Annotated in this window: 25 protein-coding genes and 1 tRNA gene; 15 read left to right on the top strand and 11 right to left on the bottom strand. The window is 49.5% G+C overall.

Going from position 1 to position 25,644, the window contains the following annotated elements:
• Window positions 1–10 precede the first annotated feature (10 nt).
• Window positions 11–403 carry a BlaI/MecI/CopY family transcriptional regulator gene (locus FW415_RS23050; RefSeq protein ID WP_148389459.1) on the bottom strand — a complete coding sequence of 131 codons (393 nt, stop codon included), beginning with the start codon at window positions 401–403 and terminating at the stop codon, window positions 11–13.
• Between the two features lie 513 nt (window positions 404–916).
• Here FW415_RS23050 and FW415_RS23045 point away from each other — a divergent pair.
• Window positions 917–990 (top strand) — tRNA-Met (locus FW415_RS23045).
• Window positions 991–1,069: 79 nt separating this feature from the next.
• On the opposite strand, the gene FW415_RS23040 is transcribed toward FW415_RS23045, so the two are convergent.
• A complete protein-coding gene (locus FW415_RS23040) occupies window positions 1,070–1,741 on the bottom strand; it encodes an SRPBCC domain-containing protein (protein WP_148389458.1) in 672 nt (223 codons plus the stop codon).
• Window positions 1,742–2,212: 471 nt separating this feature from the next.
• On the bottom strand, window positions 2,213–2,998 hold the full coding sequence (locus tag FW415_RS23035; RefSeq protein ID WP_148389457.1) for a hypothetical protein: 786 nt from the start codon (window positions 2,996–2,998) through the stop codon (window positions 2,213–2,215).
• A gap of 269 nt (window positions 2,999–3,267) precedes the next feature.
• Between FW415_RS23035 and FW415_RS23030 the strand changes: the two genes are divergently transcribed.
• The 3 genes from FW415_RS23030 to FW415_RS23020 all read left to right on the top strand — a co-directional run bounded on the left by FW415_RS23030 (window position 3,268) and on the right by FW415_RS23020 (window position 7,581).
• Window positions 3,268–4,077, top strand: a complete 810-nt coding sequence (locus FW415_RS23030; protein ID WP_148389456.1) for a helix-turn-helix transcriptional regulator — start codon at window positions 3,268–3,270, stop codon at window positions 4,075–4,077.
• 70 nt (window positions 4,078–4,147) lie between these two features.
• The gene (locus tag FW415_RS23025) at window positions 4,148–5,359 is read left to right on the top strand and encodes a serine hydrolase (RefSeq protein WP_148389455.1); all 1,212 of its coding nucleotides are present in this window, start codon (window positions 4,148–4,150) and stop codon (window positions 5,357–5,359) included.
• Between the two features lie 131 nt (window positions 5,360–5,490).
• Window positions 5,491–7,581, top strand: a complete 2,091-nt coding sequence (locus FW415_RS23020; protein WP_148389454.1) for a polysaccharide lyase family 8 super-sandwich domain-containing protein — start codon at window positions 5,491–5,493, stop codon at window positions 7,579–7,581.
• 59 nt (window positions 7,582–7,640) lie between these two features.
• On the opposite strand, the gene FW415_RS23015 is transcribed toward FW415_RS23020, so the two are convergent.
• Complete coding sequence (locus FW415_RS23015) at window positions 7,641–8,519, bottom strand: pirin family protein (RefSeq protein ID WP_148389453.1); 879 nt, start codon at window positions 8,517–8,519, stop codon at window positions 7,641–7,643.
• Window positions 8,520–8,556: 37 nt separating this feature from the next.
• The gene (locus FW415_RS23010) at window positions 8,557–9,222 is read right to left on the bottom strand and encodes a hydrolase (protein ID WP_148389452.1); all 666 of its coding nucleotides are present in this window, start codon (window positions 9,220–9,222) and stop codon (window positions 8,557–8,559) included.
• A 310-nt stretch (window positions 9,223–9,532) separates the two neighbouring features.
• Here FW415_RS23010 and FW415_RS23005 point away from each other — a divergent pair, with 310 nt between their 5' ends.
• On the top strand, window positions 9,533–10,024 hold the full coding sequence (locus FW415_RS23005) for a Crp/Fnr family transcriptional regulator (protein ID WP_210420778.1): 492 nt from the start codon (window positions 9,533–9,535) through the stop codon (window positions 10,022–10,024).
• A gap of 80 nt (window positions 10,025–10,104) precedes the next feature.
• On the opposite strand, the gene FW415_RS23000 is transcribed toward FW415_RS23005, so the two are convergent.
• The 4 genes from FW415_RS23000 to FW415_RS22985 form a co-directional block, all read right to left on the bottom strand.
• Complete coding sequence (locus FW415_RS23000; RefSeq protein ID WP_148389450.1) at window positions 10,105–10,599, bottom strand: thioredoxin family protein; 495 nt, start codon at window positions 10,597–10,599, stop codon at window positions 10,105–10,107.
• 63 nt (window positions 10,600–10,662) lie between these two features.
• Window positions 10,663–12,147, bottom strand: a complete 1,485-nt coding sequence (locus FW415_RS22995; protein ID WP_148389449.1) for a glycoside hydrolase family 43 protein — start codon at window positions 12,145–12,147, stop codon at window positions 10,663–10,665.
• Window positions 12,148–12,462: 315 nt separating this feature from the next.
• A complete protein-coding gene (locus FW415_RS22990; protein WP_148389448.1) occupies window positions 12,463–12,669 on the bottom strand; it encodes a helix-turn-helix transcriptional regulator in 207 nt (68 codons plus the stop codon).
• On the bottom strand, window positions 12,666–13,076 hold the full coding sequence (locus FW415_RS22985) for a hypothetical protein (protein WP_148389447.1): 411 nt from the start codon (window positions 13,074–13,076) through the stop codon (window positions 12,666–12,668). Before FW415_RS22985 ends, FW415_RS22990 begins: the two co-directional genes overlap by 4 nt.
• A 98-nt stretch (window positions 13,077–13,174) precedes the next feature.
• Here FW415_RS22985 and FW415_RS22980 point away from each other — a divergent pair, with 98 nt between their 5' ends.
• Window positions 13,175–13,675: a hypothetical protein gene (locus tag FW415_RS22980; RefSeq protein ID WP_148389446.1), complete on the top strand. Its 501-nt coding sequence runs from the start codon at window positions 13,175–13,177 to the stop codon at window positions 13,673–13,675.
• An 88-nt stretch (window positions 13,676–13,763) separates the two neighbouring features.
• Here FW415_RS22980 and FW415_RS22975 read toward each other — a convergent pair whose 3' ends face one another.
• Window positions 13,764–15,083, bottom strand: a complete 1,320-nt coding sequence (locus FW415_RS22975; protein WP_148389445.1) for a DUF3472 domain-containing protein — start codon at window positions 15,081–15,083, stop codon at window positions 13,764–13,766.
• Between the two features lie 671 nt (window positions 15,084–15,754).
• Between FW415_RS22975 and FW415_RS22970 the strand changes: the two genes are divergently transcribed.
• The gene (locus FW415_RS22970; RefSeq protein WP_148389444.1) at window positions 15,755–16,726 is read left to right on the top strand and encodes an NAD(P)-dependent alcohol dehydrogenase; all 972 of its coding nucleotides are present in this window, start codon (window positions 15,755–15,757) and stop codon (window positions 16,724–16,726) included.
• 6 nt (window positions 16,727–16,732) lie between these two features.
• Here the strand turns inward: FW415_RS22970 and FW415_RS22965 are convergent, their stop codons facing one another.
• Window positions 16,733–16,945: a YwbE family protein gene (locus FW415_RS22965; RefSeq protein ID WP_148389443.1), complete on the bottom strand. Its 213-nt coding sequence runs from the start codon at window positions 16,943–16,945 to the stop codon at window positions 16,733–16,735.
• Between the two features lie 146 nt (window positions 16,946–17,091).
• On the opposite strand from FW415_RS22965, the gene FW415_RS22960 reads away from it, so the two are divergent.
• The 8 genes from FW415_RS22960 to FW415_RS22925 all read left to right on the top strand — a co-directional run bounded on the left by FW415_RS22960 (window position 17,092) and on the right by FW415_RS22925 (window position 25,639).
• On the top strand, window positions 17,092–17,484 hold the full coding sequence (locus FW415_RS22960) for a hypothetical protein (protein ID WP_148389442.1): 393 nt from the start codon (window positions 17,092–17,094) through the stop codon (window positions 17,482–17,484).
• Window positions 17,485–17,691: 207 nt separating this feature from the next.
• Window positions 17,692–18,672, top strand: coding sequence for an FtsH protease activity modulator HflK (gene hflK, locus FW415_RS22955; RefSeq protein ID WP_148389441.1), 981 nt, complete (start codon window positions 17,692–17,694; stop codon window positions 18,670–18,672).
• Between the two features lie 23 nt (window positions 18,673–18,695).
• Window positions 18,696–19,634 (top strand): protease modulator HflC, encoded by a 939-nt coding sequence (gene hflC, locus FW415_RS22950; RefSeq protein ID WP_148389440.1) that lies wholly within the window; start codon window positions 18,696–18,698, stop codon window positions 19,632–19,634.
• 8 nt (window positions 19,635–19,642) lie between these two features.
• Window positions 19,643–19,816, top strand: a complete 174-nt coding sequence (locus FW415_RS22945; protein WP_148389439.1) for a discoidin domain-containing protein — start codon at window positions 19,643–19,645, stop codon at window positions 19,814–19,816.
• A 102-nt stretch (window positions 19,817–19,918) separates the two neighbouring features.
• Complete coding sequence (locus FW415_RS22940) at window positions 19,919–20,758, top strand: hypothetical protein (protein ID WP_148389438.1); 840 nt, start codon at window positions 19,919–19,921, stop codon at window positions 20,756–20,758.
• Between the two features lie 75 nt (window positions 20,759–20,833).
• Window positions 20,834–23,884 (top strand): sensor histidine kinase, encoded by a 3,051-nt coding sequence (locus FW415_RS22935; protein ID WP_148389437.1) that lies wholly within the window; start codon window positions 20,834–20,836, stop codon window positions 23,882–23,884.
• 59 nt (window positions 23,885–23,943) lie between these two features.
• Window positions 23,944–24,591, top strand: a complete 648-nt coding sequence (locus FW415_RS22930; protein WP_148389436.1) for a response regulator transcription factor — start codon at window positions 23,944–23,946, stop codon at window positions 24,589–24,591.
• A gap of 124 nt (window positions 24,592–24,715) precedes the next feature.
• Window positions 24,716–25,639, top strand: coding sequence for an alpha/beta fold hydrolase (locus FW415_RS22925; RefSeq protein WP_168208951.1), 924 nt, complete (start codon window positions 24,716–24,718; stop codon window positions 25,637–25,639).
• Window positions 25,640–25,644: the final 5 nt, after the last annotated feature.

The raw sequence follows: 25,644 nt of genomic DNA, 5'->3' as shown, positions 1-25,644 counted from the left end.
GGATTTATAGTTATTTATCCATTTTTTTCAGTAGTTCCCGGATGGCGTCCAGTTCCTTTTTGGAGGTCTTTTTGTTGCCGAGCAGCTGCATCATGAGGCTGCTGGCGGAGCCGTTGTACATGGTATCCACGAACCTGTCCAGCAGATGACCTTTGGTGGAATGTTCTTCCACAGCGGAGCTGTAGATATGTTTCATCCGGCTTTCGTCACGGTTAAGCAGTCCTTTTTCCACCATGATCTGCATGAGTTTGAGGGTGGAGGTGTACTGGACTTCCCGTTTTTGTTCATTGAGGATGTCGTTGACAGCTCTGACGGTGGAGGGGCCGTGTTGCCAAAGCACCTGTAATATTTCCAGTTCCGATTTTGTTGGTTCCGGGTTATTTTCTCTGGTGATCTTCTTCATGATGCTAAGGTAGGAAACTTTTCGTACGAAACAAATATTACCTTTTCTTGATAATTTGGGGGGGCGAGAGATACGAGGTTTGGAGGTGCTTTATGGGCAGTAGGGCTTGTGGCTTGGGGGATGGGGCGGAACGGGTGCCGGGACAGGGGTTTGCGGGCTGTGTGGCTTGTGTGGGCTTGGGAATGGGGTGGTATGGTATTTTGGGTTTTATGGCTTGCTAAGGGTTTGAGGTTTTTTGGGGCTTGCTAATGGGGCGGAGCCGTTGGGCAGGTGGGATGGTGGGGAGAAGAGAGTTTTTGCGGGTGTGTGGGCTTTGGAGTGCCTGCGCAGGTGGGGAGGCATGGGAAAATGGTTTTAGGGCCTTTGGGGCTTTGAGAATCTGGCGGGCTTGGATGCAAGTGAGGCTGGTGGGCGGTCTCGGGTACAGTAGGGGAGGCGTAAAACTTTTTTCCCCGGAAGGTTTGACTTTTATTGTTTTAGCCTGTATCTTTGCACTCCCAATTTGGAAATAATGGCGAGGTAGCTCAGGTGGTTAGAGCGTTGGATTCATAACCCAAAGGTCTCGGGTTCAACTCCCGATCTCGCTACAAATTCTAAAAGGCTTTCAGGTAGCCGCTTGGTAGCCTTTTCAAATTTTGGTCATCTATTGACTTTGTCTGCTAAAGTCTAAGACTTCCACTCATTGCTGAGACTATTAAAAAATTCAGTATCAGATGTGTAGATGGTAAGAAGCTGCATATTTTCGCCAAACTGGATAATAAGTAGTCCTGGCCCCCAGTTTTTGATAAGCAAGCCGATTTGCTGCGGCGTAACGAATTGCACAGATCCGGAAAGTTCATGTCCTTCAAGTGAACCTGCAAAAGATTGTCCCTGACGGGCATCTGGCAGGCCAAGTGCTCTCCAGGTAGCATCTCTTTCCAGTTTTCTGTGGGCAACGATCGTCCTGCGCGTGCTGATCGGCTGGTGTTCGAGCATGAAACGTAAATGCTCAATAAAGGAAATCCATCCCTCTGTAATCGTTTCGTAATAGTTATCTTCCGGGGTACCGTCTAGTGGCCGGCGGACCAGTTGTAGTGCTGTCTTATCGTCCTGAGCGGTTAGAATGAAAGTATCGCCACCATTCACTGAAAGTCTGCGCCGGGTCGCATCGGACACGCCTTCTTCCCGAACATTTGTGAAGAAAATTTCATTTATTTCAGCCTCCAGGCCGGAATAATTCCATCCAAACCAACGGGCAAGTTTTTCTCTTTCACGAAGCGCTTTCCATACATCCTCAATAGAAGCCTCGATAATGGTAGTAATTACCGGTGTATTGTTTGAAGATTTTGCAATGTTCATTTTGTTCCTCCTTTTAAAATTATTGGATTGTAGACCATTGTAATAACCAAAGATACTGTTTTATACATGCGGCATAGAAAAACGTCAGGTAGTGGCCTGAAAGCCTTTAAAGGAAGTATGTTACGGATCAAGTCAAGTTCCTGGGACACCAGTTTGTTACTGCACCTTATTCCGGGGGTAGCAGCTGCTCATGCCATGATCAGTATCCGACCGCTGCCTTGCGGTGAACTGCTCATCCTTGGTTCCGTGACTGAAAAGCGAAGGATAACCCAAGGGTACGTGGACATGATGCGGAGATGGTCTGAAGCTGGTGCGGGTTTGAAAAAGTTCGGTGAGGGGAATATATGGGCAATAGCAAATGCTCCACAAGGACTGGCGCTTGCGGGAAAATTGACTGGAAATATAGTGTGGGAGGGTCTGACGTTCAATGGATGGGTTGCTTAACAAATGTATCCTCTGGCGGGGAATGGCCTATTCCCGCTGGATGACTAGCGGGGTTGGGGAAGTGTATGCGAAGGCTGCCGCCATTTTCTGCTGATGTGCTGATACTGCCTGCCGCTGCTGTAATATCCCCGCTTGCTGGTATCCGGGTTTGTGGAAGACCTGCCTGGTCTGCGGCTCCTGCACGGAAATAATATCGGCGGCGAGGTATTTCCGGTTAAAAGAAGCCCTGCTGCTGCACATGCCTCTTACCTGCAGAGTTATCATCAGCGTTCCCTTGCCGGGCACATCCACGTTCAGCGCCGCGCCTGCAAATGCTTCGCGGGTATCCAGCACGATCATAGCGGTTTCCGTACCCGTTACCCGGCGTTCCCCGAAATGAATACGGGTGGCGATCACTTTTACCTCCAGCGTGGCGATGCCCCTGAACTGCGGCAGCGCTTGCGGAGGAATATGCAGTATCCCGTCCTCAGAGAACGTTGGTGCTACGGTAAAGAAACGGTCTGTTCCCGTGTGCTGGTTGAAGCGAAAGCCTGCGATGGCGCCGGTGTTGCCGATACCGCCTTTGATGATGGTCTTGTTGAGGCGGTTGATATGCCCGCCATCGCAGCGAACATCCAGTTCACTGGCGAATGCGCTGCGGATCAGGCGGCCTTTGCTGCTGGCGGCGCCGAAGCGCTGCGCGGCACGGCGGGTGGCAGTCGTCTGCCGGACGGTTTCCGGCATGCTGCGGAAGTAGTGTTTACCGTCCCGGTAATAGCCGATCATATTGCCGGCCTTACCCGTGAAGGTAAAGAAGGAGGTTTGTTTTGCCATTGGATACGGTATTTGTTAATATATAAATATAACACTTTTTGAAGAAAACCAGATAGGGAAGTTGATGATTGTCAATGGCGTATAAAGGCAACGCAGCGATATTGGATAATTTCCCGCTTTTCAGCTTGATCCTAAGTTACATGGCAGGCAACTTCTTTTGTCCAATGAATCGTTTTAAGTTTTTTCATGTACATTGTAGCTGCCGTTTCATTTATTACGGATCCGTACAGTACACGCGCTGTTTGTTTTGATCAGCCCACCAAGATGCAATGTTTAACTACAAGGAAATAACAACGCCAGACAGGATTAAGAATTACATCCATAAATTTTGGATACTTGATCACTCAAACGGCGTTTTATACAGCGATGCAAGATATGCGTTGCCTAACGGTTGTTTCACGCTTGCTTTTATTGATGGGGAAGGATTGATTTTAGAAAGAGGGAATAGCGCTACAAATATTAAAAGTGGTATATACCTTGTTGGCCAGATAACCAAACGTCTGAAAATTACGGTCAGGCCCCGTTCCAAAGCTATTATGGCGCAACTAAGCCCCTGGGCGCCAACATTGATTACCAAACTTCCTCTACATGAGTTGACGGACAAATTTGCAGAACTTGACCTTGTAAATAAAAAACTGCATAAAGCTTTTAGCAGTATAGATAGTTCAGATGAGCATTTACTGATCCAAAGGATCTATTGTGAATTGGAGAATTATCTTTATGAAACGAACGACTCTTGCTTTATAAGAAATGTTATCAGTGCATTTACGGCTAGCTTACCAGCAACACCTTTAAAGATTTCTGATATAGCTGCTGATGCCGGCTACTCAAAAAGGTATATCGAGAAAAAATTCAGCCTTGCCATAGGACTCTCACCAAAAGAAATGTATTCTATTTTGCGGTTACGCAATGTTGTAGATGCATTAAAGCGTCAAAACAACAAGTTTTCTTTAACGCAACTCGCCCTGGAATTCGGTTATTTTGACCAATCGCATTTCATCAAGATATACACTGGTATTATGGATAGTTTGCCGGGAAAATTTGAAGTAGAAGACTATATCTTGCCATTCAATGACTGATTGCCCGTTCGCTTTTTTACAATTTTAACGGGTTGAATTGGTTTAGTTTTGCAACTATTAATTGTTTTCAATGGCACATCTTGTAAAAAAAGCATTTGGCAATATGCTTATTATTTGTCTTGGCTTGCAACTTACATTTAATACATGTATCGCGCAAAGTAAGCTCGATACCCTTACTGCAGAACTGAATAGTGCATTTATCCGGGATAGCTTATACGGACTATCAGTAGCACTGGTGAATGCTAATGGCATTGTTTACCAAAAAAACTTTGGGTTTGCTGATATCAAAAATGGTATACCATACAATGCAAATACCATTCAGAATATTGGATCGGTCAGCAAAAGCCTCATCGGCATTGCTATAATGAAGGCAATTGAACTTGAGTATTTTACGCTGGAAACAAATATTAATGACATCCTGCCGTTTAAAGTTATTAACCCGAACCACCCAGACGATATTATAACCATAAGGGAACTGACAAATCATACATCGGGCATTATTGATAATGATAGCATTTATCCCAATAGCTATAAATTTTACCCTGCCTTGAGGTCGTATGACAAGGAGTTGATGGGATGGATAGGTACAAAAGGCTATCAGGAAAAAATTAAAGACGCCAACATGAAAGATTTTTTTTACAATTACCTCTGCAAAGAGGGAAAATACTACAGCAGAAAAAATTTCAGTCCTGATAAAGCGGGAAAAACGTATGCTTATAGCAACCTGGGGTCTGCATTGGCCGCTCATCTGATAGAAATTAAATCAGGTACCTCCTACGATAAATTCACTACGCAATATATACTTGAGCCGCTCAAAATGAATAACTCCGGCTGGTTTATAGATGCTGCACAACTTAAAAGTCATGCACGGTTATATTACAACCGGGATAAAGATTTTCCTTTATATTCCTTGTTGACTTACCCTGATGGTGGATTGAGAACTTCCTGTAATGATTTGAGCAAATATCTGATGGCAGTAATAAAAGGGTATAACGGCGACGTATCCTTATTAAGCAATGCGTCATTTAAACAGATGTTTTCTCCAATGTTTACCGAAGCCGATGCGCCTGAAGGTCTCAATTTTAAGAACAGGAACAAAGGTGTTTTTTGGAATTTATATAGCAACGGAACTATCGGACTTGATGGTGATGATCCAGGTGTAAGCGCTTATCTTTTTTTTAATCCTGCTACAGGTTTGGGGGGATTATTCCTCAGCAATAAATTTATGGATGATAAGAAGGATATCGTTGAATTGTTGGTAAGGGCAACATTTGACCTATGAAAGTAAGCACGGCTAATCGATGAATGACAATGCAGGAACCCCGATTGGGTAATAACACATCGATCACCCTCCCCAAACCATTGCTCCTTAGATAAAGAAATAGTATTTTGGATGACATAATTCCACGTTACATGCATCAAAGACTCATTTCTTTATTCGCAATGGCGCTACTCGTATTGGTATCTATCTCCACCAGCCTGGCCCAAGATATAACCGTCATCAAAAAACGGGTGGTGGGCGATCTGCTGGAACCTTCCGTAAACCAGACCGCCATCACACAACTGGTAAAAACCGTTCAGCCTGATGGCTCCTGGCCGGGTATCAACTACAAAGATGTTTCCCGCACAGGCTTTCAACATAAAGACCATCTGGAGAACATGCTATCGCTGGCCAGGGCTTATAAAAAGCCCGGCTCTCCGTTCTTTGGAGACCCTGCCGTAAAAAAGACGTTCTCGGCAGCGCTTGATTTCTGGCTGGCAAATGATTTCAGGGGTGACAACTGGTGGTGGAATGAAATGGGTACACCAAACCTGATGATCAATACTTTACTGGTAATGGACAGCAGCCTCACGGCGAAGCAACGGGTGGAAGGATTGAAGATCGCCCGCAGGGCAAACCTCGAAACCTTTGGCGCCCGTCCAGGTGGCGATCTTATGCCGATTGCCGGCATGTTGGGAAAACAGGCATTATTCACCAACAATCGGGATACCCTGCAACGGGTCATCAGGGTAATGGCCGCAGAAGTCAAGATCACTACGGACAGAGGGATCAAACCCGATCTGAGCTTTCACCATCGTACAGATAATGTGACCTCCATCCTTACCTATGGCAGCAACTTTGCCGGTTCTTTTGCCTATTGGGCTGCAAGGATCCAGGGTACGCAGTTCTCTTTTCCCGAAGCAGCGATGAAACTGATCGTTGATTATTACCTGGATGGCATTTGCCAGTCGCTCATCTATGCTACATATCGTGACCCCGGCGCTATGAACCGGGATATCAGCCGGCGAAATGCACTAGGAAATGCAGACATCAGCCTGCCGCAAAACCTGCTGACCGCTACCAGCTACCGGTCTGAAGAGCTGAATACTATCCTCCGTGTCCGCAAGGGGGAAATGAAATATAACCGCACACGCGACCGCTATTTCTGGTACTCGCATTATTATAGCCATCAGCGTCCCGATTACTTCGCATCTGTACGGATGCACTCTGCACGTGCCAATAATATGGAACAACCGCACAACGAAGAAGGGATCAGGAACCATCACTACGGCGATGGCTCCCTTTTCATTTCACGGACTGGACAGGAGTATTTCAACATCTTCCCCGTATGGGACTGGCAGAAGATCCCTGGCACTACCATCCTCCAAAAGGAAGATGTGCCGCATTGGAAGCAGCTGGCTAAAAAAGGACTGACGGATTTCGCCGGTGGTGTAAGCGATGGTGTATATGGTGTGGCGGCGTTTGATTTTGCCAGTGTGCATGATCCGCTCAAAGCACGTAAATCATGGTTCTTCTTTGATAATGAAATAGTGTGCCTGGGTGCAGGTATCCATGCAGACACTGCTCTGCCTGTGTTCACAACCATGAATCAATGTTTGTTGAACAAGCAGGTGATCGTAGGGGCGAATAACAAAAGCAGTACATTGAAAACAGGTGACCACAAACTGCCGGGCGTGTCCTGGGTCTACCACGACAGCGTAGCATATATCTTCCCACAACCTGCCAGCCTCAACATCATCAACAGGGAGGCGATCGGTAACTGGCGGCAGATCAACCACCAGGCATCGGCTACAACGGAAACTGTGCGGAAGAATGTATTTGCCCTTTGGCTGGATCATGGCGTACAACCACAAAATGCCGGCTATGCATGGATTGTAGTTCCTGCAATAGATGCCGGGTCTGCAGCCGCGTATAGTAAAAAAACGCCTGTGAAAATCCTTGCAAATACCGCAGAACTTCTGGCCGTGCAACAAAGTGACCTGCAAAGAACAGGCATTGTTTTTTACAAAGCAGGATCTGTAAAGATCAATGACAAGCTGACACTGGCGGCTACAGCGCCTTGCATTGTAATGGTCAAAGCGAATGGTGCAGATGCTGCTGCCATAGCGGTAGCAGACCCAACTCAAAAATTAAGCTCACTGCAATTAAAGTTGAATGAACGTATTATAGATGTGGTCTTGCCCAAGGGTGATAAAGCCGGGAGCACCGTCATTGTACAATAGACAAAGTTGTGATTGTTAATAAGGTAACATCGCCCGCGATCCTGCTTTTTATATTTCATCTAAGGTGCTTCATTGCCCGGATAAATTATTTTCCCATATTTCCCCGCATGAAAGTCCCGATAGGCATCGGCAATTTCAAGGTGGCTGTTCATCACAAAAGGCCCCTCTGCAATAATAGGTTCTGTATAAGGCTCTCCTCCAAACAGGATCACATCTACTGCCTCCTGCAAGCTGTTGCTGATCTCTATCTCCCCGGCATTTCTGTCAAACTCTACAAATTCGCCGGCTTCAAATACCGCATCGTTAAGGGTGGCAGCCTGGGTAGGCAAAAAAGCGGCTACCTCTGTCTTATCCGCTATATCTATGGAAAAAGCGGCCCCCGCTTCCAGATGGATATGATATAGAAATTGCCCGGAGTAATTGGGGATTGGAGAACGCAGGTCTTCATAGTCCCCTGCAATGACCTTTATCCAGCCGCTTTGTCCGTTCAATGTTTTACGTGGCACATCTTTTCCTTCAATGGCCAGATATTCGGGCTTCTCGGCCTTTATCTTTGCCGGAAGGTTTATCCAGAACTGGAAGGCATGGGTCAGCTTGCTATCCGTTTTCGAATCGTAATTCAATGTTTCGTCGTGAATGATCCCGTTACCCGCTTTCATCCACTGCACGCCACCGGAATGTACCTTGGCATGGTTGCCGGCACTGTCAAAATGTTCGTCTTCACCATTGATGATATAGCTTAGCGTGGCTATGCCCCTGTGTGGATGCGGACCTGTGCCGCCGGTATTTATGGCGTGTTGAATTTTGGGTGCAATATGGTCCAGGAATACAAAAGGACCGACTGCGTCCGCATACCTGTTTGCCAGGATGCGGTAAATAATCATGTCGCCGATATCGGCCCTTTGCCCTTTTGTGGAAAAACTGGTTTTCTTTTTCATGTGCCTGGTATTTGATGAGATCACAAAGTAAGGTTTATCAATGTCCTGTCGAAGCAGTTGGAGGAGGCGTAGCAAGAAGTTGAAGTTCCCATGCAAGAGCGACGGCACTTGCACCGCCATGCTCGAGCACAATTTCACCAACGCCGGCAGTCGTTTCTTCGCGTGCCCAGTCGCGTTGCCATTCGCCGAGCACGGCCATCCAGTTGATTGGAACTGCTCCGGCCTGAACCATACGGCGAACAGCCATATCATGCGCTTCCGCAGTAACACCGCCCGAAGCATCGGTAACGATGAATACCTCATAACCCTCACCGAGCGCCTGGATTGCGGGCATGGCAAGACATATCTCTGTGTAAAGCGCAGCGAGGACAAGTTGCTTTCGGCCGCTTTTCTTCACGATGTCCGTAACATTGGCATCTTCCCAGGTGTTGATAAACGTGCGGTTGATCGGTTTCTGTTCAGGAAAAACATCCTGCAGTCCTTTAATAATATAACCCCCTCTTTCTTCAATTACGGTGGTAAGAATTGTCGGCACCTTGAACAGCTTTGCCGTTTTGGCAAGACCGATAACATTGTTGATGATCATCGTGGGTTCATGGCTGTTAAGGTTGGTGAACTGATAGGGCTGATGATCGATCAGCACCAGGATACTATCTTCCGGGCGAAGCAGGCCCTCAAGCCCTGTTTTGGGTTTCTTTGACATCGGGTTGAATTTTGAATGATTAATAAGCGCAAAATTGCAGGAAAGCAGATGCTGAAAACGATGACAAATGATAAAAAAAAGCGTTGATAAATGTTAACGTACCGGAGCGGTGGTTTCCGGGAGAATGCTGAAGGACTGCGATTAATCCGGTCGGACTACCTGAGGGGACCGTAAAAAAAATTAACTTTATACCGGACCTTGTCAATTATTCAGCAAGATGCATGAAACATTATTTAAATATTTAAATGAGCATACTTCGTCACCGGTTTCAGAAAGCGAGCTTGAATTGCTTAAAAATGCCTTCTCTCCGATGAAAATAAGAAGGAGGCAATATTTTTTGAAGGAAGGAGAAGTATGCAAGCATTTTGCATTCATTGTGAAGGGGGCCATGCGGCAATACAAGGTCGATGACAAGGGAGTAGAACATGTCGTGCACCTCGGGATAGAGAACTGGTGGGTGGGCGATCGTGAAAGCTGGGTGATGCTCTCACCGACAGCTTATTGTATCGATGCCTGGGAAGACAGTGAACTGCTGCTCATATCAAGGGAGGATGCCGTTAGACTGCAGCATGAACTCCCCGCCTTCAGTGAGATGACACGGTTGCTTGACGAGCGGAACAATATTGCGAACCAAAGGAGGATAACTTCCTCGATCAGTGCTACTGCCGAAGGACGGTATAGTGATTTTGTTGATTGCCATCCCGATTTCCTGCAACGTTTCCCCCAGCATATCATCGCGTCATACCTGGGTATTACTAAGGAAACACTGAGCCGCATACGCAAGCAGGCTTTGCAAAAATAAGGGCGCTTTTCGGGCGCCGGGTTCCGGGTGGTCAGGAAGGTGGTGATCTTTTAGTACCGTCGCATCAGGCAACTGACTTCTCATTTAGCGGCCGGCGGCTTCAAGGCAGCGGGAGACCAATGCTTGAAGAACTGCAACACCGCTTTGCTGCTATGGCCCTTTCCCTCCTCCAGGTACGCTGAGTTCTGGGTATGGATCCGCTCTCCCTTGCCATCAAGGATCACAAATACGGGGAAGCCGAAACGCTCCGGATGCCCAAGTGATGCAAAAACAGCTTCGTTTTTGTTTTCCTGGCTGTAGTTCACATGCACGACTTCATAGTTTTGTTCCAGGTAGTTCCTTAACGTATCGTTGGATTTAACCAGTTTATCGAAGGCGATGCACCAACCGCACCAATTCCCTCCCATTTGCAGGAATACATGCTTGCCGGCAGCAGAAGCTTTCTTTACTGCGGCCTGGATGTCTGCCCGGGCATCTGCATCCGGATGATAGAGTTGGGGTTGGGTGCCTGTTTGGGCAAAAACCGCGGTGCTGCATAAGAGCAGGCCGCAGAGCAGGAGCGTTATCTGTTTCATGATGGTTGATTTTCAAATAGAAGATAATGAAAAATGCGGATTTTGCGTTATTTCCATGAATAGCTACGGGTAAACGACTTGAAACCTGCTGAATACGGCCTCTTCGCCGGCAGCGCCATTGAAGTGAAGGCCCATCCTGGGGCTTCTGTCCCACGGAGGCAGAAAATCAATAGACACAGGTGTAGCTGGCGTCAATACCTGCCACCCGGCCCCCTGCCTGAAGGAAGCGACTACCTGATCGCTCACTTCCATTCTCAGTTCCACGGCTCCTTTTTTGCTTATGGGCAACGATGCCAGCAGGGTACGTTTGTTGTCCTTTACTATCCAGTATTCCACATTCCCGCCTGACACGCCTACCCCTATCGCCGCATTGGCGTCGCCATATATTGCCAGGCCTTTCAAAGCATCGTTTTTATTCACTACAGTTGCCTCCATTGTATAATGCTGCGATGCGGGGCGAACGGTTAGTACCATACCCGTTATGTTGCCGGGATGAATGCTGCCTGACAGGTACAGCTTGCCTTTCGATTGCCGCACAACAGGCGTGGAATTCCGGAAATCCCATTGCCAGTGATTTGCCGGAACTTTTTCTTTGAAATCATCTTTAATATTGGCGGAATACGCGTCTCCTGACAATTCCCGGAATACCGGCCAGGTGTTTGTACCGGGCCATGTTAATCGGGCCAACATACCCTGACGGCCGGTAAATACGGTAGAAGACTTGTTATAAGCATGGTACAGGTAATAGCAGGCACCATCCGGCGCTGTAACAAAAGTGCCATGGCCGGAGCATTTCCATGTTTTGTTTTCCCCGAGAGCCGGATTGCCGGCATAGTTCACATACGGCCCCTGTATGGAGGAAGACCTGGCTATCCGCACATTGTAATTGCATTCCCTTCCGCAGCAATTACCGGCGGAATAGAAAAGATAGTAGTAGTCGTCTTTTTTAAGGATGCTTTGGCCTTCTATTCCCATACCGGTACTATCTTTCATCAGTGAGAAGGGAGCGCCCTCCAGCCTGAGGCCGTTGGCCGACAGCTTGCTCCCCAGCAGTTCTATCGGCCTTTTATCCAGCCCATAGGCTTTCCAGGTGATGTACAACTGCCCGTTATCATTAAAAACAAAGGCATCGATCGCTTCCTTGCCATGTTCTATGATGATCCCATGGTCCGTAAAGTCCTTATCGGGATGCCGGGATGTAGCAACGCCAATGCAGGATACATTATCTGTTTTGCGGCGCGCGGTATAATAAATGAAGTACGTATCGTTATGATAAAAATACTCTGGCGCCCAGAAAGATGTTGAGGCCCATTCCGGCGCCTTGCTGAACAGATAGCCGGTTTGTTTCCAGTTCTTCAGGTCGGCGGATGTAAAAATCGGAAAATGAGGAGCCCATTCGGAGGAGGTGCCAACAGCAAAATATCGATCGCCTTTCCTGATGATGGAAGGGTCCGCAAAATCGCCCGGGATTACGGGCTTGATGCTTTGGGCGCTGAGGCTGCTATAGAGGGTGCATAGGCAGCACACCCATTTAACCATGTATTTCATGGGTACATGATACGAATTTTTAAACGGTTTTACTACTGTTGGGCTAACCGTATCTTTTTCGAACAATGATTAATTAGCTATGTTGTCCGGTAAAGACACTTCAAGGTTTTTGGCCAGTTGTGAAGCGTTTAAAAATGCAGAATAATACGTTGTGTAACCATGCAAGTTTAATATTTCATGTTAAATTTGCATGGTTTATAAAAGAATATCGGCCATTTATGTGGACGATCAAAAGAAAGACGATTAAAAGAAATATAGACGGCGGGGTTATCTGTGCTGCTAATTTCGTTTCGAAACACCCCTGCCTTCAACCGCTCACAACCAATCCTGCTCCTCAAGCGCAAATATCTCATCAATTCTGCAATTCAGCACACTGGCTATTTTAAACGCCAATACCGTTGACGGAACAAACCTGCCTGCTTCAATCGCAATAATAGTTTGCCGGGCCACTTTCACTTTTTCGGCCAGTTCCGCCTGGGTTAAATCTTGCCTTGCCCGCTCCACCTTTATCGAATTCTTCATTCCTTCTCATTTAAAGTTGCCTGATGCTTCAGGTAATAGAAATAACCCGTAGCGATCACCAATGTCAATGCCAGGAACTGGTACGCGGAAATAGAGAGAATGATGTCATGCGCCCGTTTTAACCGCCAGTTGAGAAAGACGTAATTATAAAGATGGGTGAGGGAAAATGCCACGATCACCGCCATCGCCAGCGCTTTGAACTTCAGGCTGCGGATCATCTCATCATCGGTCTTCTCCCGGGAAAAGAATATAAAAACCAGGCCCCAGCTCAGCCCTACCGCTAATTCGTTGAAGTCGTAAATTTCCTTTTTATGGTATTGCAGGACGAAACTGATTATACCGGCAATAATGATCAGTACCCCCAGTATTTTCGTCCAATAGGAGTAGGGGAAAGAATTGTCTTTCATAAATGTAATGTTTTCATTACCAAATGTAATGCATAGATTACATTTTGACAAGTTTTTACGGATTTTTCCGCAGGCGTGCTATTTATAACAATACCCGCATGCCCGCCTTTTCCATTTACGGCACAACAATAAAGCAGGCTATCTGGCCCGGATCGGATATCTGGCGGTTCTTTAAGAATGATGTAAAGGAGATTGCTGTTGATCCCGACTCCGGCTACCGGAATATACTGGTGGTTATCACAGATGGATATATTTACCATGCTGATTCAAAAGACAATGACGGTAACCGGTACGCCTATATTTTGCCGGACCTGTTCGGGAAATATGGATTGAGAAATGATAGCAGGTGGGAGGAACGAATGGAAAAGCTTGATTTTGGCCTGATCTGCAAACGGTCGGACCTTCAGGCACTTGAGGTGCTGGTGCTGGAGGTTTCGCCTTCCGGGAAGCACAGGAATGACGAGGATATTATTCGCAAAATAATGGACAAATGGTTTGCAGAGATGAAAGTGAAGCGATGGAAGATTGTGAACAGTGATTTGCCTGAGTTCACCAGGCAGCGGGTGGAAGGTTTTTTTCAGGAGCCTGTTGTGGAGTGATGCTGGCAAAATAGTTCGTTCCAAATGAAAAGCCGCCCCAAAATTGTTTTTGAGGCGGCCTTTCAGACTTCACCGGCGTCCGGGCGGGTTAAGGCAATGTGCTCAGATTCACCGAAGGCGGTATGCCGGTGGCGGTCCTGGTGAAGGTGCTGCCATAGGCTGTATAGTTGGCAAAGAAGCCGCCGTTCTGCAGGTAGAAACTGCCGGATTCGAGACCGCCGGCATAATCGCGGCGCTGGTCGTTCGTGCCGGTGGCGTCTGTAGTGAAACGGCCATTCACCAACTCTATCCAGGTGCCGCTGGTGTTGCGGATCCATTGATTGTTATACCGCACTTTGCGGCCAAGGTATCCCCTTGTATCGAGGAAGTTTTCCAGGAAAGAGTGCGCTCCGGTGTAGTAGGATACGGTGTTGGGCCGCTTCCAGGTGGCCAGGAAGCGCCAGGAGCTGTTTTCAGGTGTGTAGATCCAGGAGGAATAGAGGGTGGCGCCGGTGCCGTCCGGTTTGATCTGTGTGAGGAAACGGTACGTGGTGCCGGTTTGCCAGTTGAAAAGCAGGTAGCTTTGCCCGCCGGTGCCTTCCCCGCCGAAGGTATTGTCTACCACGCCAGGCCCTTTCCGCACGAGGGTCGTGGTACCGGTCTTCGGGTCCCATACGGAGAACAGTATTCTTCTTTCGGTAGCGCTGTTGACCTGTATCCCGAAATAGCCGCCGGAAAAACCGTTGCTCATGAAGTAGGAACCGATCTTGTCTTCTCCCGCAGGCACGGTCATTTCATTATAGAACCATTCGGCGGTATTGCCGGAAGGAATGGTGTAGCTCATATGCACGGAGGGGCCGCGGCGGCTCCAGTAATAATTGGCGGCATCATTGGCATAGGTCACATTGTTCGCTGTGGCGGCGCCGCTGATGATAATGTCTGACACATCGCCGAAGTAACCGCCCGTACGGCTGATCCCCTGCAGATCTACCTTCACATATCCCGCCGCTGAAATATTCACGGAACCGATGGAATAGGTGGTGTAGCTGTTGCCGGTGATGGTCTTGGTAAAAGCAGTGCCATTCACTGTAACGCGGATGTTGCTGGTGCCCGAGGGCACTTTCACGCGGACGGACACATTGAGCGTACCGGTGAGCGCCAGCCTGAAATACACACTGGTGATGCTGCCTGAGTTGGTCCAGTTACCCAGCCCGTTGGCGGTGATCACTTCCGGTCCGCCGGGAGCCAGGGTGGTGACGTAACCGTTACCGGCCAGTGGCACGGAATAGCTGGAAGCGGGCGGTACAACGGAGAGTGCGTCGGCTGCTGCGGGCTCTCCGGCCGATGCGGCCGGGGTGTCCTTGTAACAGGAGTAGAGCAGGGTACATAGGATCAGTGCGTAACTGCTCAGGAACTTGTTGATTTTCATGATTCTGGTGTTTTTGGGTTTGATAAAGAGTAGCCAATGACGCCGGGTTCGATCACATAAAGGACAACAAGGCCGCCGGAAAGGGGCTATAAGGGGAGAATATTGATTGCAGGGGCAGGGCCGGTGCGGCGGTTGTCAGGTAATGGCCTGCCTTCCTGCCGGGGTTCGGTGGACGGATGGCGTTTGTGCCTGACCGTAGTTCCGGTGCTGTTTGGTGGCAATTATGTTTCTCCGATTAAATCTATAGGTTAGTTGATTTCTAATTTTATACTGATTTTGGCCGTTTCAATGATTATAATAGTTATTTTTAGCGCATTTATTGATTATTGTATAATTTTTAGGCAATTATGTTGAATAATATTCAAATTTTGATTTTTAGTTTGTAGGTTTGCATCACTGTTTTGATAAGAACATTGTGGGATGATGGAACTGGCAGACATGCCCTCTCGTCTCGGGGGTGAGGATCACGGGATAAACCAGGGCATAATGAGCTAACCATTTACTTTTTTGTGCCAGGGCTAACCGCCTCGTGCAGGTTCGAATCCTGCTCCTACAGCTAAAGAGGGTGTATCATGTCCGATACGCCCTCTTTTCATTTCGGGGCCTGATACCGCACACCAATTCTTTCTTTTGTTATAACTTGTGCCTGTTCGTCAATTATATCTCCTTCTATGAAAGCAATTGTTTACACCAATTACGGTTCTCCCGACGTCCTTCAGTTAACATCAGTGGAAAAACCGGCTGTAAAAGACGATGAAGTCCTCGTAAAAGTCCATGCCGCATCTATAAACTCCTGGGACCGGGACCAGCTGCTGGGAAAGCATTTCCTGGTGCGGCTGATCGGCGGCCTGCTGAAACCGCGGCACAAGATACTGGGGGCCGATATCGCCGGCAGGGTGGAAGCTGTTGGCCGTAATGTGACCCAATTCCAGCCCGGTGATGAGGTGTTCGGAGATATCGCGGGAAACGGGTTTGGCGGTTTTGCGGAGTATGCCGCTGTTCCACAGAAGCTGCTGGCCCTAAAATCGCCGGCAATGACCTTTGAACAGGCTGCTTCCCTGCCCCAGGCCGGCCTGCTTGCTTTGCAGGGGCTTCGGTATGGCGGTGCGGTACAATCCGGACAAAAGATATTGATCAATGGCGCGGGGGGCGGTGTGGGCACCATCGCCTTACAGTACGCAAAGTTATGCGGCGCTGAAGTCACCTGCGTGGACCTTGCTGAAAAATTCGATCTGCTGCGCTCGCTCGGCGCCGATCATCTGATCGATTATACAAAGGAAGATTATACCCGCAACGGCCGTCAATACGACCTTGTATTGGATGTCATTGCGCACCGGAAAATAGCCGATTACAAACGGGCGCTGAAACCCGGCGGCACTTTTTCCATGATAGGCGGTTCAATGGGAGGGCTGTTGCTGCAGCTGATGCTTTTCGGGCCGCTGCTCTCCAGGTTCGGGAACAGGAAGCTGGGCATAATGGGATACCGGCCGGACAGAAATGACCTGGAGCTGCTTAACCGGCTTTTTGAAGAAGGCAGACTCTTGCCGGTTATCGACAGATGTTATCCCTTGCATGAGGCGCCGGATGCATTCCGGTATTTTGGAACAGGGCGTATGAAAGGGAAAATCATTATAACGATATAGCTATCGCTATTCACCATCCGGATCAACAACATCGGTCTCCGCAACACGGCCTACCTGTCCGTCTTCCAGCCGCACTTTTATCCCTCTTGAATGATAGGCCGCTGAGGTCAGGAGATCTTTCACGATGCCGTACGTCAATTTGCCGCTTCGCTGATCTTTTTTCAGGATAATAGCCACCTCCAGCCCGGGATAAATGTCTTTTCTATACTGGCCATTCATATGATTGCTGTTTTGTCGTTGCAAAGTTATTGAAAGAAACATTCAAAAGTCTGATCAGCATCCGATAGTAAACAGCTGTCAGACAATAAACCCCATCACCCTGCGTTAAACCTGTAGCGTCATTATCATTTCATAAACAGGCATCCATGCGTTTTTTCGTTCAGATAACAGCTGTTGTATCTTGCGCATTGCTGATGTACAGCTGTGCTACTGTCAGAAGCGCATTCCACCGGAAGGAACGCCCGTATCAGCCCCCGAGGATAGGTGCTGAGCATCGCTTTGAAGACGGGTTGCGCAGGCAGAAGAACCCGCAAAACCTCTTCAGCAGAAAAGAGCGGAGAGAGATGGAGAAGATGGGCATGCTCACCAGTGAAAAAGATCGCGCCGCCCCGAATGAACGGATCACACCCATGCAGGCAGACAGTATGCTGACCGGCAAAACAAGGGATACCACCCGCACTGCCATCGACAGCACACAAACCATACCCGCGGATACCACCGTTCCCCGGCCTGCGGACACAGCCAAAGGACAATTCTAGCCAATACACCCTTCGGATGGCTTTCATCACTTGTTCATTAACAGCAACGAACAGTTGCCTCTGTGCCCGGGATATTTCCCATCCATCGCACGGTTTGTTCGCTGTCCTTCGAAAGAATCTTCCAAACTCCGGGCTATTCTGAAAAACATTCGTACCTTCAGCGGATCACCTTGCCTGACGGCTCCTTCATTCCCTAAATCATTACTTATGGCAGACCTCGAAGAACAAATTGCATATTATACTTATCTATTAAAGAAACACTGGAAAAAAATAGTCATCGGAGTATTTGCACTGGTCCTTATACTCACTTCCGTCCGTACCGTTGGTCCGGAAGAAGAAGGCGTTGTGCTCAATCTCGGGCAATATAGTCGTACCGTCAGTCCGGGACTGAGTTTCATTGCTCCATTCGGTATTGAGAAAATGTTCAAGATTCCAGTGCAAAGGCAGCTGAAACATGAGTTTGGTTTCCGTACCACGGGTATCAACCGTTCCTCTGAGTATTCGAATGCGGACTTCAGTATTGAGGCTTCCATGCTCAGCGGTGATCTCAATATGGCCGATGTGGAATGGGTGGTTCAATACCGGATCGTCAATTCTTTCCAATATCTTTTCAAAGTGAAAGACCCGGAACGCTCGTTGAGAGATATGTCCGAATCAGCCATGCGTAAAACCGTAGGGGACCGTACCGTTAATGAAGTACTGACGGTTGGGCGGCAGGAAGTGGCGACCAATACGGAAGTATTGCTGCAGGAACTATGTGACGAATATCAGAACGGCATCCGTATCGACCAGGTTGTACTGCAGGATGTGAATCCGCCGGCTTTGGTCAAACCATCATTCAACGGCGTAAACCAGGCACAGCAGGAGCGGGAAACGCTGATCAACAAAGCGGAATCTGAATATAACAGCGTGATACCAAGGGCCAGAGGTGAAGCAAGGGAAACGATACAATTGGCCGAAGCTTACGCTTTGAGCAGGGTAAATGGCGCTACCGGCGATGCATCCAGGTTTGATGCCTTGTACACCGAATATATCAAGGCGCCGGAAGTCACCAAAAAGAGGATCTACCTGGAAACGATGGAAAGACTGCTTCCGAAGATCGGGAACAAGGTAATCGTTGACGAAAAGGGGAACAATGTATTGCCATTGCTTAATCTCGGCGGAAAGAAAGCACTCGTATCACAATAATTGCATCCAGTTAAATCATCAACATGACACGAACGAAACTAATTATATCAGGTATTCTCATATTGATCGCGTTAATTTCCATTTCCGGTTCCGTATTCATTCTTGATGAAACGGAACAGGCCATCGTTACACAGTTCGGGAAACCTGTAGGGAAACCGCGTGTTACACCCGGTGTGAATTTTAAACTGCCCATCATCCAGAAGGTAAAGTTTTTTGATAAACGCTACCTTGCCTGGGACGGTGATCCGAACCAGGTGCCTACGAAGGATAAGAAATTCATTTATGTGGATACCTATGCAAGATGGCAGATCACCAATTCCCTGCAATTCTTTATCCGGCTTAACGATGAAAGATCGGCCCTGTCACGGCTTGATGATATCATTGATGGCGAAACCCGGAATGCTGTGGCATCAAACGAACTGCTTGATCTGGTGCGGTCCACCAACCGGAAACCGGAAATAGGTGAAGCATTTCTGGAGCAACTGGAGAACCTCGATTCCATTTCTGTGGGCCGGGATAAAATCGAAGCCCTGATCCTGAGAAAAATAAACGAAAGAACATCCGATCTCGGGATCAAGATCCTTGATTTCCGGTTCAGAAGGGTGAACTATGTAGAAGAGGTGAGGAAGCGGGTGTACGACAGAATGATCAGTGAAAGGAACAGGATTGCCGAGCAATTCAAGTCGGAAGGTCAGGGAGAAGCGCTGAAGATCCGGGGCGACAAGGAGCGGGACCTGGCGGAGATCCAGTCTTCTGCCATTAAAGAAGGCCAGGTGATCAGGGGAAAAGCGGATGCGCAGGCTACGGCTATCTATGCTGCCGCCTATAACAAAAGCCCCCAGGCCAGGGAGTTATACAGCTTTGTCAAATCCATGGAAACGCTGGAAAGATCGCTGGACAGCAATACAAGCATCATTTTGACGACCGACAGCGAGCTGTTCAGATTCCTGAAGAAGCCCTGAGGGCGGGCTTGCCTAAAACCCCGGAAGGGACTGGTCCGGATGCTGCATCCAACGCAGCAGACCCTGACCTGAAAGGGATCAATTTTATCGCGCCTGTACAGGCCCGGTATTTCCGGCTGGATATCACATCGCGGGTAGCCGGCAACCGGGTAGGGATAGGAGAGTTGAACGTTATGCAATAGCCGGTTTATACCGTTTTTTATTTGGGGTGGTGCATCAAAAGGCAGATGCATCACCCTTTTTATTTACTGCTGGCATGCATAAAATAAATTGCGTAGCTTAATGTGATGCAGATCATGATCACCCGCTACCGCACAATATGTTTTCTCTGCCTGCCGGTACTGTTCTTCTCCTGCCGCAGCGCTTACCGTCTTCCGCTTCCGCCCCGGCCGGCCGATGCGGTCACCGGTACGGCATTCTACCGGCAGATAGACAGCATGGTATGGCATACCCGGGAGCCGCTCGCGCTGCACGAGATACTGTCCGGCAACATCCCTGACTTCCTGAGAAAATTTGTGCCGGTGCATACGTCCGTAACGGACAGCAATGGCAAAAAGATCAGGGCCACCTGGTATGTGGCGCCGGACTATCTGGCCATTGGCGGCAACGACGATTTTGTACGTTTGCCGTTAACACCCATGACGGCGCAGCGGATAGCGGACAGCCTGCAATGCTTTCTGCCCACCCGCAAAATGGTCAGCGATATCTGGCAACAGGCGGTTGTGCGGCTGGAACCGGTGCCGTTGTATGCTTTCCGGGACAGTGCTATTATCTTCCGCCATCATCACCTCATCATAGAAGGCCAGCGCAAAGGGAGAAAAGGGCTGATAGCAGGGATCAAAAAAGATGTCGTGCTTAGCGGAAAGGTCTCCCGCGATCCCAGGCCCAACCGGGTAGCTATTTACGGCTGGCACAAGTCAGACGGCAAACCCATTCAGCCGTTGTACACCGGGCATGTGAACTGGTATGTGGACTATAGCCACGGCATACGGCTGGTGTACCGCAGGATCAGGGTGGACGGCCGCTGGATGGACTATACGGAGGTGCTGCAACACCCGGTTTATAAAGCGTTGTTGTGCGATGAAGAGGTTTGTGATTTTTTCCGGTATCCCGTCCAACCTTAATGCCTCCCCGGATTAGGGGGTTGTATCACCGTCCAAATACCCGTACTTTTATGTTTATTCCACATAACCCCTCGCATGCTCAGCAGATCACTGACCATTCTTTGCTTCTTTTTCTGTGCATTTCTCCGTGCGCAGGAGCCGCAGCTGGTATTCTCCCGATTGTCGGTACAGAACGGCCTGTCGCACAACAAAGTGAATTGCATCCTGCAGGACAAAAGAGGATTTATCTGGATAGGTACAGAAGACGGGTTGAACCGATTTGATGGAAAGTACTTTACCCTTTTCAGGAATGATCCGCGGGATACATCTACGCTCTCCGGCAATATTATCACGGCATTGCTGGAAGATGAAGAAGGTGTATTGTGGATCGCAACGGCGGATGCCGGTTTGACGCGGTATGACTACCGTCTTCCTGCCGCCAGGCAATTCCGGCAGTACCGGCATATCCCGAAAGACACCAGCTCCATTCCCGTCAATATCATCAATGCCATGGTGCAGGACCATGCAGGGTATCTCTGGCTGGCCACCGGCGGCCAGCGGGTACTGCGTTTCGATAAGCGTACGGGGCGGTTCACATCTCCCGTACCACGGGGCACCCGCTACGCGCTGGCCCTGACAATTGACGACAGGGATACCCTCTGGGTAGGCCGCCAGGGAGGGGGGATACTGAAAGTCAGTACCCGCGACCTCGGCTACCGGATGGATGACCGGTATAATGACCTCTACGCCGGGCTTCCCCATGCAGCGGTCAGTTCCCTGTTCAAAGACAAACGGGGCAATATCTGGTTCGGCTCCTGGGACAAAGTGCTGTATCATGTTGATGCGGAACAGCGAAGGGAACAAGCTTATGCCGCTCCGGCCGACGAGATACTGGCCTTTGCAGAGGATACCGCCGGCAGGATATGGATGGGCGGGAAAAGCAGCGGACTGACGATCTTCGATACCCGCGGGAATACGTACAGCCATTTCCGTTATGACCCCGCGCGGGAAGGCACTATAGCGGATAACCGGATCAACTGCATCTACCAGGGGCGCGATGGCCTTGTATGGCTGGGGACCAACCGGGGCGTAAGCATCTGCCATCCCGGCAGGCAACCGTTCACACAACAGTTCCTGGACCCTGACGGGAAGGAACTGAAGATATACGACCTCCGGTCTGTGAACGGAGATCTCTGGGCCGGTACAAGCGATGGGCTGTATGTCAGGAAACCTGGCAGCAGCAGCTTCCGGCATGTTCCGCTGATTTATAAAGGGCAACGGCTGGCCGTTTCAAAAATTTTCCGGGATGATGACGGCATCGTCTATCTCGGCACCAGCTTTTCCCTGTTCCGCTGCGATCCCCGGGATTTTTCACTGACCCTGCTGCCCGGCACTGAAAAAGATCCGGTCATTCATAATATCATCGACTCCAGGATCACATCTATCATCAAAGATGAGATAGCGGGGCACCCCGCACTGATCGTTGTGCCATACGGGCATTACATTGCCTGGTACGATCTCGTCACGCGGCGCTGGACCTCGCGGGCAGACTCGTCCGCCGGAATCATCCGCCGTTTTAACCTGCAGGACCACCTGATCCGGAAGCTGTACAAAACCGCCGCCGGCCGCATCTGGATGGCCACCGGAAAAACCGGCCTGGGGGAGTGGCAAAAGAACCCTCATCCGTACCTGCGTTATCACCGCAACGATCCCTCCGCCCGTGGCACCCTCAGCAACAACAACGTGTACGATATCGCGGAAGACGCCCGGGGTTATCTTTGGGTCAGCACTTATGGCGGTGGATTGAACCGCTTCGATCCTTCATCCGGAACATTCACCCATATTGCCGCATCCGCCAATCTGCTGGAAGGCCTCCGGCTGGATGCACAGCAGCATATCTGGATGGTCAGCAACGGCCTTCTCCATAAATATGATCCGGCACGGCAGCGGTATTCCGTTTTCCGCCTGCCGGATATCGAAAGGTCCGGCGGTGTGAGCGGCAATATATTCGGGGATGCGGAGGGACGGATGTATGTGGCCGGGAATAACTATCTCGTAGCCTTCCGGCCGGAAGATATCGGTGAAGATACCGGTTACCCCGGTGTTTGTTTCACGGATTTCCGCATCTTCAATACTTCCTTCAGTGAATACCTGCTGGAAAAGGAGATCAGGCTTCCATTCAACAGGAATTATTTTACGTTCGTTTTTTCCGCGCCGGAGTTCATACAGCGCAATACCAGCTATGCCTACATGCTGGAGGGTTTCGATAACAGCTGGACAGAAGCTGGTGACCGCAATTTTGCCAGCTATTCCAATCTGCCTGGAGGGCACTACACACTGAAGGTGAAGGCCAGCAACAGGAAAGGTGATTGGGGCGAGACGTATTCGGCCATCCGCATACACATCATTCCGCCATTCTGGAGATCATGGTGGTTTTTCCTGCTGTGTGCTGTTGCCGTAGCCGCTGCTGCATATATGGCGTACCGGTACCGGATCAATGTACTGCTGGAGAAGCAGGCCATCCGTAACAAGATTGCGCAGGACCTGCATGATAATGTTGGTTCTACCCTCAGCAGCATAGGAGTGTACAGCGAGGTGGCGCAGATCTATCTGCAGCAGCACAAGACGGCGGACCTCCGCAGTACACTGGAAAAGATCCGTGATACCTGCGGGGAGATGATCGGGGAACTGAGCGATACCGTCTGGACCATCAACCCGCGTAACGACCATATGCACACCATCCTGCAAAGAATGGATTCCTTTGCCCGGCCCTTGCTCACCGCCCAGGGCGTGAGCTTTCACATGCATTGCAGCGCCGGTGTACAGCACCTGAACCTGGAGATGACAAAGAGAAAGAACTTCTATCTCATTTTCAAGGAAGCGGTGAACAATGCCCATAAATACGCGCAATGCCGCAATCTTTGGGTGGAAGTGGCGGAAATAAAGGGAGCGCCCCGCATGCTGCGCCTGGAGGTGAAGGATGATGGGCAGGGCTTTGACCCGCAGCAGATGGGGAAAACCAGTACGCTCTCCGGCAACGGCTTGCAGAACATGCAGCGCAGGGCTGCTGAAATGCAGGGGAGTTGCACGGTCACCAGTGTTCCCGGTGCGGGCACCTGCCTTACATTAACATTCCCTATCCCCTGATTTGGGGATGTTATTCCCGTTAATTTAACGGAACTTTATATAAACAACCAAATCTGTCCATGAGCCTGCGGATCGCCATATTCGATGACAACAAGAATATCCGGGAAAGCATCGCCCTGCTGCTTTCCACCGCCCCCGAATTTGAAGTCGCGGGCTCCTTTTCACATGTGCTGGATTGTGTGGAGGACGTGCGGGAATGCCGCCCCGATATCATTCTGATGGACATCGAAATGCCGGGCATGACGGGTATAGAGGCCGTTGTGAAAATAAAAAGAGAATTCCCGCAGATACAGATACTCATGCAAACTGTTTTTGAAGATGATGACCGGGTATTCGATTCGATCTGTGGCGGCGCTTCCGGTTATATCCTCAAAAGCTTCCTGCATACCCGGCTCCTGGATTCCATCCGGGAATTACAACATGGCGGCTCCCCCATGAGCCCCTCCATCGCCCGTAAAGTGCTGGGCAAAATGCAGACCGTGGCCGCTCATATACGCCCGGAAGTAAAAACTGATTACCAGCTCACTCCCCGCGAAAAAGAAGTGCTGGCGGCATTGGTGAACGGCCTGAGCTACAAGATGATCGCCGCGGAGCTGTCCATCAGCTATGAAACCGTACGCTCCCATGTAAAAAAGATTTACGAAAAATTGCATGTGGCTTCTCTCACCGAAGTAGTGGCAAAAGCCATTCATAACCGCATTGTATAATACCGTTCCAGACGGTAAACTTATCTACTCCCCGCATTCGGGGATACAGATTACCTGCTTGCGGGATTGCTACCCTTTGTTCATGAGGGTAGCTTTGCATTATTGTTGACTTCAAATGAACACCATGCAAAATCGTGATTTTCTGCTGCTGGCCATTGGCCTGGTCAGCTGCCATTTTTCTCTGGGTCAGGCTACGGTCGGGGCCGGACAGGCCGGCGGGCAGCCGCCCGTGATAGCGCCGGTTGTCAAAACCATCAGCCTTCCTGCGGGAGTGGATATACAATATGCGGAACAGGGCGCAGCCTCGGGAACGCCGGTGATCTTTCTGCACGGGTACACAGATTCCTGGTACTCCTATGAGCAGGTCATGCGCCATCTCCCGCCGTCAGTACACGTTTTTTCACTCTCCCAGCGTGGCCACGGCCTGTCCTCCCGTCCCATTAACGGATATGCTCCGGCGGATTTCTCGGCGGACCTGGCTGCTTTCATGGACCAGTTGCAAATTCCTTCCGCCATCATTGCCGGGCATTCGATGGGGTCGCTCATCGCGCAACGTTTCGCGATCGATCATCCTGAAAGAACAAAAGGACTGGTACTGGCCGGGGCCATCGCCTGCTTCAGGAACAATCCGGGCCTGCTGGAGTTTTGCGAGATCGTCAAACAACTGAAAGACCCAGTTGATTCGACATTCGTCCTGGAATTCCAGAAAAGCACACTGGCCAGGGAACTGGATCAGGCCGAGCTGGACCGTTACGTTTCCGAAAGCAGGAAAGTACCCGCAAGGGTATGGATCGAAGCCATAAAAGGAATGATGCCTGCAGATTATCTGCACGAGCTGAAAAAAGCAGATTTGCCTACCCTCATCGTTTATGGCGGCAAAGACGTGATCATTCCGATGAGCGACCAGGAAGAGCTGGCAACCGCCATCAGGAATGTGAAATTCATCACTTACCCCGATGCGGGCCACGGTGTCCACTGGGAAGAACCGGAACGCTTTGCGGAAGATCTGCTTGCCTTTATAGAAACGCTGAACACCCAGCTTAAATAAATACA

Origin of the sequence: Chitinophaga sp. XS-30 (assembly GCF_008086345.1) — a bacterium.
Taxonomy (GTDB): domain Bacteria; phylum Bacteroidota; class Bacteroidia; order Chitinophagales; family Chitinophagaceae; genus Chitinophaga.
This window is presented reverse-complemented; position numbering and strand designations above follow the sequence as displayed.

Bases quoted from the DNA above. Each gene is read 5' to 3' on its own strand.
- FW415_RS22990 (WP_148389448.1), bottom strand. From the start codon at position 12,669: ATGAAGAATTCGATAAAGGTGGAGCGGGCAAGGCAAGATTTAACCCAG.
- FW415_RS23035 (WP_148389457.1), bottom strand. From the start codon at position 2,998: ATGGCAAAACAAACCTCCTTCTTTACCTTCACGGGTAAGGCCGGCAAT.
- hflC (WP_148389440.1), top strand. From the start codon at position 18,696: ATGACACGAACGAAACTAATTATATCAGGTATTCTCATATTGATCGCG.
- hflK (WP_148389441.1), top strand. From the start codon at position 17,692: ATGGCAGACCTCGAAGAACAAATTGCATATTATACTTATCTATTAAAG.
- FW415_RS22980 (WP_148389446.1), top strand. From the start codon at position 13,175: ATGCCCGCCTTTTCCATTTACGGCACAACAATAAAGCAGGCTATCTGG.
- FW415_RS22995 (WP_148389449.1), bottom strand. From the start codon at position 12,147: ATGAAATACATGGTTAAATGGGTGTGCTGCCTATGCACCCTCTATAGC.
- FW415_RS23020 (WP_148389454.1), top strand. From the start codon at position 5,491: ATGCATCAAAGACTCATTTCTTTATTCGCAATGGCGCTACTCGTATTG.
- FW415_RS22930 (WP_148389436.1), top strand. From the start codon at position 23,944: ATGAGCCTGCGGATCGCCATATTCGATGACAACAAGAATATCCGGGAA.
- FW415_RS22985 (WP_148389447.1), bottom strand. From the start codon at position 13,076: ATGAAAGACAATTCTTTCCCCTACTCCTATTGGACGAAAATACTGGGG.
- FW415_RS22970 (WP_148389444.1), top strand. From the start codon at position 15,755: ATGAAAGCAATTGTTTACACCAATTACGGTTCTCCCGACGTCCTTCAG.
- FW415_RS22935 (WP_148389437.1), top strand. From the start codon at position 20,834: ATGCTCAGCAGATCACTGACCATTCTTTGCTTCTTTTTCTGTGCATTT.
- FW415_RS22975 (WP_148389445.1), bottom strand. From the start codon at position 15,083: ATGAAAATCAACAAGTTCCTGAGCAGTTACGCACTGATCCTATGTACC.
- FW415_RS22965 (WP_148389443.1), bottom strand. From the start codon at position 16,945: ATGAATGGCCAGTATAGAAAAGACATTTATCCCGGGCTGGAGGTGGCT.
- FW415_RS23000 (WP_148389450.1), bottom strand. From the start codon at position 10,599: ATGAAACAGATAACGCTCCTGCTCTGCGGCCTGCTCTTATGCAGCACC.
- FW415_RS23040 (WP_148389458.1), bottom strand. From the start codon at position 1,741: ATGAACATTGCAAAATCTTCAAACAATACACCGGTAATTACTACCATT.
- FW415_RS23015 (WP_148389453.1), bottom strand. From the start codon at position 8,519: ATGAAAAAGAAAACCAGTTTTTCCACAAAAGGGCAAAGGGCCGATATC.
- FW415_RS23030 (WP_148389456.1), top strand. From the start codon at position 3,268: ATGTTTAACTACAAGGAAATAACAACGCCAGACAGGATTAAGAATTAC.
- FW415_RS23005 (WP_210420778.1), top strand. From the start codon at position 9,533: ATGAAAATAAGAAGGAGGCAATATTTTTTGAAGGAAGGAGAAGTATGC.
- FW415_RS22925 (WP_168208951.1), top strand. From the start codon at position 24,716: ATGCAAAATCGTGATTTTCTGCTGCTGGCCATTGGCCTGGTCAGCTGC.
- FW415_RS23010 (WP_148389452.1), bottom strand. From the start codon at position 9,222: ATGTCAAAGAAACCCAAAACAGGGCTTGAGGGCCTGCTTCGCCCGGAA.
- FW415_RS22960 (WP_148389442.1), top strand. From the start codon at position 17,092: ATGCGTTTTTTCGTTCAGATAACAGCTGTTGTATCTTGCGCATTGCTG.
- FW415_RS23025 (WP_148389455.1), top strand. From the start codon at position 4,148: ATGGCACATCTTGTAAAAAAAGCATTTGGCAATATGCTTATTATTTGT.
- FW415_RS23050 (WP_148389459.1), bottom strand. From the start codon at position 403: ATGAAGAAGATCACCAGAGAAAATAACCCGGAACCAACAAAATCGGAA.